The organism is Peptostreptococcus sp. D1 (assembly GCF_900112955.1).
Classification (GTDB): Bacteria; Bacillota; Clostridia; order Peptostreptococcales; family Peptostreptococcaceae; genus Peptostreptococcus.
The window spans coordinates 46,245-54,638 of the sequence record NZ_FONP01000013.1 but is presented as its reverse complement, the minus strand read 5'-3'; the positions used below and the strand labels follow the sequence as shown (position 1 = coordinate 54,638).

The following is an 8,394-nucleotide window of genomic DNA, read 5'->3' as shown; positions in this document are numbered from 1 at the left end:
TCCCACTCGATCGTACCAGGTGGTTTACTTGTTATATCATACACAACCCTATTCACGCCTTCGCATTCATTAATAATCCTATTACTAATCCTTTCCAGCACATCATAAGGTATCTTATACCAATCAGAAGTCATCCCATCACTAGAAGCCACTGCTCTCAATCCCACAAGATAAGCATATGTTCTTTCATCTCCCATAACACCCACAGTCTTAACGTCTGGAAGTGTTGCAAATGCCTGCCAAATCTCCTTATACAGACCTGCTTTTCTCAATTCATCCATATAAACAGCATCAGCATCTCTCAATATATCGCATTTTTCTTTTGTAACCTCTCCAATTACTCTAATCCCAAGTCCTGGACCCGGAAATGGATGTCTGAAAATAAGATTTTCTTCTATACCTAATTCTAATCCTATTTTTCTAACCTCATCTTTGAAAAGCTCCCTTAATGGTTCTATTATCTCTTGGAAATCAACATCTTCTGGTAATCCACCAACATTGTGGTGCGATTTAATAGTCGCTGAGTCACCTAAGCCACTTTCAACTATATCAGGATAAATTGTTCCCTGTACCAAGAAATCCATTTTTCCTAATTTATGTGATTCTTCTTCAAACACTCTGATAAATTCTTCGCCGATAATTTTTCTCTTGGCTTCAGGTTCTGTCACACCTTTTAATTTGCCAAGAAATCTATCTTCAGCATTTACTCTTATCAAGTTCATGCTAAACTTTTCTCTAAATATTCTTTCTACATCGTTTCCTTCGTTTTTTCTAAGTAGACCATGATCAACAAATATACATATAAGATTATCACCAATTGCTTTATGCATCAATACTGCTGCAACAGATGAATCTACTCCACCACTTAGTGCACAAAGAGCTTTTTTGTCTCCAACAATATTTTTGATTTCTGCTATTTTATCATCAATGAACGAGCTTGTAGTCCAGTCTCCACTGACCTCGCAAATATCATAAAGGAAGTTTTTCAATATTTTATCTCCGTCAATTGAATGTTCAACCTCTGGATGGAACTGTACACCATATAGTTTCTTTTCTACATTTTGCATTGCTGCAATAGGGCAATTAGAAGTAGTTGCAACTATGTCAAAGCCTTCTGGCGCCGATGATATATAATCAGTATGACTCATCCAAACTTGATTAGAGTCTACATCTTTGAATATAGGCGATTTTCCATATTCGATAATAGTTTTACCATATTCACGTGTCTGATTGTCACCCTTTTCAACTTTTCCACCAAGAAGATGTGCCATCAGCTGATCCCCATAACATATACCTAAAATAGGTACACCTAACTCAAATATTTCGTTTGAAATCTTTGGTGAATCTTCCAAGTAAGCACTATTTGGACCACCCGTAAAAATTATTCCCTTTGGATTTTTCGCTTTAATTTTTTCTAAATCTACAGTATATGGTAGAATTTCACAATATACATTGTTTTCTCTTACTCTTCTTGCAATTAACTGATTATACTGACCACCAAAGTCAATAACAAGAACTATTTCGTGCTTCATATATATCTCCTCTCAAACTGAAAATTTCATTCATCATTATAATTTGTCAACTAATATTATATCATAAATCATTTATATAATCACGTATTTTAATTGTATTATTAGATTGTTTGTACGCTTTTTTAAGTAATTTTTTATATTTATTTGAATTGTGTAAATTTCAATTCCCCCAGCAGCTTTATTCAAAATTAAAAAAACAATATTTTATGCATTGACATATAGCCATATTTCAATATATAATTCCAATACAAATACAATTGAAATTTTTAATAATTATCTAATATATCACAGCTACAGATTTTGTTTTAATTAAAAAATTCTGAAAGATATTCTAATAGCTAAAACATTAGATAACTATATTATTAAACAACTGTACTATTAAACAACGGTACTATTAAACGACTGTTTTATTAAATATTTGGATCATTAAAAAAAGTTAAACCATGTATTCAAAAGCCGCAAAATTATTGACACTACAAAAAGGAGATATGTATTATGAATTTTTTTAATAACACTACAATAGGCAAAATTGAAGTAAAAAACCATTTTGTAAGATCTGCAACTTATGAGGGTAAAGCTACAATTGATGGTAGACCAACCGATGATATCGTCAAATTATACGTTGATTTGACAAAAGGAAATGTTGGAGCAATCATAACTAGCTATGCTTATATTTCAAATTACGAGCAACCCGCTGAATATCAGCTTGGAATATATAGCGACGATATGATTGGAGATTACAAAAAATTGACTGATGAAGTCCATAATTCTGGTGGAAAAATTATTATGCAAATTGTACATGGTTCGTCTATCAGTCAGGGATATCCAGAAAAGGCGATAATATTGGGACCATCTGAAATAACACATCCTAGATCTAATTTAACTCCAAAAGAAATGACAAAAGACGATATTGATAATGTGGTTAATTTATTTGCGTTGGCTGCAGCTCGTGCAAAAGAAGCAGGTTTTGATGGTGTCCAAATTCATTCAGCACATGGATATTTATTGTCTCAATTTATCTCTCCGATTTTCAATCATAGAACTGATGAATATGGTGGCTCTGTAGAAAATAGGTTCAGAATTTTGAAAGAGGTTTATACTGCTATGAGAGATGAAACGGGGCACGATTATCCCATTTGGATAAAAATTAACTCATCCGATGAAATTGAAGGCGGATTAACTGTAGATGAGTTTTTGTTTATGTGTAAAAAATTGTCCGATTTAGGAATTGATGCAATAGAAGTCAGTGGGAATAAGTTTCTAAAATACAAAGAAACTGATGATGCTTACTATAGAGAAGCCGCAGAAAAGCTGATATCCATGGTAGATACTGATGTGATTCTAACAGGAGGAGTTAGGACTTTGGAGCAAATCGAAAGACTACACAATAATTACAATATAAAGTTTTTTGGATTCTCCAGACCTCTTTTAAAGGACGTAAATTATATAGATAAACTGAAATAACTCTTATCTAAAGATAAATATAATCTCAAGTAAAACAGGCTCTATGTAAAATATTTTATCTCATCGACGTTATTTGACATAGAGCCTTTACTATTTGCATCGAAATTTATAAGAATCTCTTTATCTCTATTGATTCTATTTACTTTTCTAAACTTCAGTAACGACTATCTATTTAAATTGTAAAAAGATTTAATTTTTTCGTATCTTGATGGCCCACCTACAATCTCTTCAATTCTCAATAACTGATTGTATTTTGCAACTCTATCAGTTCTTGATGGTGCACCAGTCTTTATCTGTCCAGCGTTTACTGCAACAGCAATATCAGCTATTGTTGTATCTTCTGTTTCACCAGATCTGTGAGAAATAACTGCTGTATATCCAGCTCTTTTAGCCATTTCTATAGCATCTAGAGTTTCCGTTAATGTACCAATCTGGTTAACCTTTATAAGTATAGAATTCGCTACACCAGCTTCAATTCCTCTTGATAATCTTTCAGTATTAGTAACGAATAGGTCATCACCAACTAGCTGTATCTTCTTTCCTAGTCTATCAGTCAATAGCTTCCATCCAGCCCAGTCCTCTTCGTCAAGACCATCTTCTATTGTAATAATTGGAAATTCTGAAACCCAGCCTTCATAAAGCTCTATCATTTCTTCAGAAGTAAGAACCTTACCTTCACCCTTTAATTCATATTTTCCAGTTTCCTTATTGTACATTTCTGAGGAAGCAACGTCCATTCCCAGCATTATGTCTTTACCTGGTTCTAAGCCTGCACCCTTAATTGCATCAACGATCAATTCAAGAGCTTCTCTATTTGAATTAAGGTTAGGTGCAAATCCACCCTCATCGCCTACACCACAAGCCAAGCCTCTTTCAGCAAGTACCTTTTTTAATGAATGAAATACTTCTGCACCCATTCTCAAAGCTTCTGCAAAAGAATCAGCTCCAACTGGTAATATCATAAATTCTTGAACATCCACGTTATTATCGGCATGTTCTCCACCATTTAAAATATTCATCATTGGTACTGGAAGCTGTTTTGCATTTACTCCACCTATATACTGGAATAATGGTAATCCCAATTCGTCCGCTGCAGCTCTTGCTACTGCAAGTGATACGCCCAATATCGCATTGGCACCTAATTTACCTTTATTTGGAGTTCCGTCCAACTCACACATTAAAGCATCTATTCCTGGCTGATCAAAAGCATCAAGCCCTTCAACTTCAAGTGCGATTACTTCGTTTACATTATCGACTGCTTGAAGAACTCCCTTTCCTAAATATCTTCCCTTATCTCCGTCTCTCAATTCAACAGCTTCAAAGGCTCCTGTTGATGCTCCTGATGGAACTATCGCTCTACCAATCGCTCCACTTTCTAGTACTACTTCAACCTCAATAGTTGGATTTCCTCTAGAATCCAAAACCTCTCTTGCATATACTGATTCAATAGCTGACATATTATTTCTCCTCTCATTGTCACACAATTAATTTAATAATTAAATATTATTATTCGATATTTATCTTATATTATACTATATTTGAGCAAAATTTTGCAATTGATGAAAATATTGATATCGCATAGAATTTATAATAAACATTGGTCGCTTTAACAAATAAATTGATGGGTAAATTTGTATAAGTCATTTTGATATATTATTTTTTACCAATTTTATTAATATCCATCATCAATATCCAAATCTTACTGATTTCGCTAATATTCTTTCACTATTTTATTAATGAATGTCCTGTTATTTCTGCAGGCTTTTCCATTTTCATCATATCTAAAACTGTAGGTGCAATATCAGATAATTTACCATCATCTAGTAGCTCTCTTCCTACAAATTCTTCGCCTACCACTATAAATGGTACTGGATTTGTAGAATGTGATGTAATCGGCCTTTTTGTTTCCACATCTATCATGAGCTCTGCATTACCATGATCTGCGGTAATTATTCCACTTCCACCCTTTGAAAGAATTTTTTCAAACAGCTTACCTACACATTCATCGACAGTTTTTATCGCTTTTTCAGTTGCTTCAATGCTTCCAGTATGACCAACCATATCTGGATTCGCAAAATTCACAGCGATAAAATCGTATTTATCCTCATCTATCGCACCAAGAAGTCTGTCCAACAATTCATATGCTGACATTTCCGGCTGAAGATCATATGTTGCAACCTTTGGTGAAGGAATCAATATTCTATCTTCTCCTGCATATGGCTCTTCTATTCCTCCATTGAAGAAAAATGTAACGTGAGCATATTTTTCTGTTTCTGCTGCTCTCAATTGAGTCTTTCCATTTTTTGAAAGATATTCACCTAGTGTGTTTTTTATATCCTCAGGACCAAATGCAATTTCAACATCTTCCATAGTCGCATCATATGTTGTCATACAAACAAACTTCGTAGGAACTAAAGTTCTTTCAAATCCATCGAATTTTTTATCTGTCATAGCCCTACTAATTTCTCTTGCTCTATCGGGTCTAAAGTTAAAAAATATTACCGAATCTCCATCTACAACTTTACCTACAGCTTTTCCATATTGAGTTATTACAGTAGGAACAATAAACTCGTCATTTACTCCTTCAGCATAAGAGTCTGAAATACATCCTTGAGCTGATTCTGACATATTCCCTTTTGAAAGAACTATTGCATTATATGCCTCTTGAACTCTTTCCCATCTCTTATCTCTATCCATAGCATAATATCTTCCAGAAATGGTGGCAACCCTTCCTGTTCCAATATTATTCATATAGTCTTCAATATCCTTTACAAATCCCAAAGCACTCTGAGGATCAGTGTCTCTTCCATCTGTAAATACATGAACATACACATTTTTTACATCATTTTTATTAGCCATATCTACCAACGCTTTTAAGTGTTCCAAATGTGAGTGAACTCCTCCATCTGATACCAAGCCCATTATGTGAAGACTTTTATCTTTTGCATTATCCATAGCTTCTTTTAAAATCTTGTTTTCGAAAAAATCACCATCCTGAATTGATTTTGTGATTCTTGTCAAGTCTTGGTATACAACTCTACCAGCACCAATATTTGTGTGCCCAACCTCTGAATTACCCATTTGACCATTTGGCAATCCAACATCCAATCCACTCGCTTGAATCAATGTATGTGGGTATTTCGCACTCAAAATATCAATATTAGGAGTTCCAGCTGAAAAAATTGCATTTCCTTCAGTGTTTTTCGTATAGCCAAAGCCATCTAAAATTGTTAATACTACTGGTTTCTTCATAATATAATCCTTTATAACTTTATCATACTAGAATTTCAATAATCCAAGGAAATCTGTAGAATTTAAAGACGCTCCACCAACTAATGCTCCATCGATATCATGCTGTCCCATTATCTCTGTAACATTTGATGGTTTTACGCTTCCACCGTACTGAATTCTAACCTTTTCAGCAAGATCTCCATACATTCCTTTAACTACTTTTCTTATTTCTGATATTACATCATTTGCCTGCTCAGATGTTGCTGTCTTTCCAGTTCCTATTGCCCAAATCGGTTCATATGCAATAACAACCTTCTCCAAATCTTCAGATTTTACGTCTGCTAGACCTTTTACTATCTGATTTTCAACCTTAGCTAGAGTTTTTCCTGACTCCCTTTCTTCAAGAGTTTCTCCACAACACAAAATTGGATTTATACCAACCTCTATCGCTTTAAGAACCTTCTTGTTACAAGTTTCATCAGTTTCATTAAAATATTCTCTTCTTTCAGAATGTCCTATTATTACATAATCGATTCCCAGCTCTACCAAATTTGAAGGAGCAACCTCACCTGTAAATGCACCTGAATTTTCATAGTGCATATTCTGTGCTCCAATCTTTATATTTGTTCCCTTTGTGGCTTCTTTCAAGTCCTTTAACAATGTAAAAGGTGCACAGATCAAAACTTCAGCATCCCCTTCAGTCTTTCCCTTTACTTCATTTAAAAATGCCACGCCTTCAGAAATTGTTTTATTCATTTTCCAATTTCCTGCTATTATTGGTGTTCTCATCAAACTTCTCCTTTGCCTATTTCAATGTTATTTATCTATTATTTATTATCCAATGCTGCAATACCGGGTAATTCTTTACCTTCTAAAAATTCCAATGAAGCTCCTCCACCAGTAGAAATATGGCTCATCTTTTCACCAAATCCCATCTGATTAACCGCTGCTGCAGAGTCTCCTCCACCTATTATAGTTATAGCATCAGTTTCAGCCATTGACTGAGCGATTGCTTTTGTACCCCTTGCAAAGCTTTCAAATTCGAAAACTCCCATAGGTCCATTCCAAACAATTGTCTTTGAAGATTTAACTGCCTCTGTAAATAATTCAACTGTTTTTGGTCCTATATCTAATCCCATGCAACCTACAGGTATATTTCTGCCTTCAGTTATATGTGGCTGTGCATCCTCGGCGAATCTATCAGCATATACAACATCTATTGGAAGAAGTAATTTTACACCTTTTAACTCAGCTTTAGCTATCATTTCTTTGGCGTAATCTATCTTATCTTCCTCTAACAGCGATGTTCCTATTTCGTAACCAAGTGCCTTTATAAATGTGTACGCCATACCGCCACCTATTATCAAGGTATCTACCTTTTCCAATAGGTTATTTATTACACCTAACTTATCACTTACCTTTGCACCACCTAATATTGCCAAGAATGGTCTTTTAGGATTTTCAACTGCAGAGCCCAAGAAGTCTAGCTCTTTTTGAATAAGGTATCCACACACACTCTCTTCTAAAAACTCACCCGCTCCAACTGTTGAGCAATGTGCTCTATGTGCCGTACCAAATGCATCATTTACAAATATTTCTGCCAAAGAAGCAAGCTCCTTTGAGTAGTTTTCTTCATTTTTAGTTTCTTCTTTTCTATATCTAGTATTTTGCAATAACACGATATCGCCATCATTCATTTCTGAAACTGCCTTCTTTGCATTTTCTCCCACAACATTGTCATCTGCCGCAAATACAACTTCTTTTTCTAGCATTTCAGAAAGTCTTTTTGCCACAGGCTCCAAAGATAGCTCTGTCCTTGCTTCCCCCTTTGGTTTTCCAAGATGAGAACAAAGTATAACCCTTGCTCCATTATCAATCAAATATTTTATAGTTGGCATAGCTCCCACTAATCTGTTTTCATCAGTGATTTTTCCATCTTTAAGAGGCACGTTAAAATCACATCTAACCAAGCATTTTTTTCCTTTGACTTCGATATCTTCAACTGTCTTTTTGTTTAGCATTGTCATAATTTTTCTCCTTGTTTCATACTACTTATCGATTTTATTGTACGTTACATTACTTCCATTATACCATAATTAAATGATCAATGTTTCGGTAACCGTCCCGACTCTCAAAAAGTTTTATAAAAAATCCGAGGTACAAATAT

At 34.5% G+C, this 8,394-nt stretch carries 6 protein-coding genes; 1 reads left to right on the top strand and 5 read right to left on the bottom strand.

Going from position 1 to position 8,394, the window contains the following annotated elements; all coding sequences use genetic code 11:
• On the bottom strand, positions 1–1,532 hold a 1,532-nt coding region (guaA, locus tag BM120_RS08905; RefSeq protein WP_091995221.1), incomplete at its 3' end, for a glutamine-hydrolyzing GMP synthase.
• A 495-nt stretch (positions 1,533–2,027) separates the two neighbouring features.
• On the opposite strand from guaA, the gene BM120_RS08900 reads away from it, so the two are divergent.
• Positions 2,028–2,996 (top strand): NADH:flavin oxidoreductase, encoded by a 969-nt coding sequence (locus BM120_RS08900; protein ID WP_091995218.1) that lies wholly within the window; start codon positions 2,028–2,030, stop codon positions 2,994–2,996.
• Positions 2,997–3,160: 164 nt separating this feature from the next.
• Here the strand turns inward: BM120_RS08900 and eno are convergent, their stop codons facing one another.
• From eno to BM120_RS08880, 4 genes are all read right to left on the bottom strand, one after another.
• Complete coding sequence (eno, locus tag BM120_RS08895; RefSeq protein WP_091995215.1) at positions 3,161–4,453, bottom strand: phosphopyruvate hydratase; 1,293 nt, start codon at positions 4,451–4,453, stop codon at positions 3,161–3,163.
• Between the two features lie 268 nt (positions 4,454–4,721).
• Positions 4,722–6,248 carry a 2,3-bisphosphoglycerate-independent phosphoglycerate mutase gene (gpmI, locus tag BM120_RS08890; RefSeq protein ID WP_091995212.1) on the bottom strand — a complete coding sequence of 509 codons (1,527 nt, stop codon included), beginning with the start codon at positions 6,246–6,248 and terminating at the stop codon, positions 4,722–4,724.
• Between the two features lie 27 nt (positions 6,249–6,275).
• Positions 6,276–7,016 (bottom strand): triose-phosphate isomerase, encoded by a 741-nt coding sequence (gene tpiA / locus BM120_RS08885; RefSeq protein WP_091995209.1) that lies wholly within the window; start codon positions 7,014–7,016, stop codon positions 6,276–6,278.
• A 38-nt stretch (positions 7,017–7,054) separates the two neighbouring features.
• Positions 7,055–8,254, bottom strand: a complete 1,200-nt coding sequence (locus BM120_RS08880; protein WP_091995206.1) for a phosphoglycerate kinase — start codon at positions 8,252–8,254, stop codon at positions 7,055–7,057.
• Between the last annotated feature and the right edge of the window lie 140 nt (positions 8,255–8,394).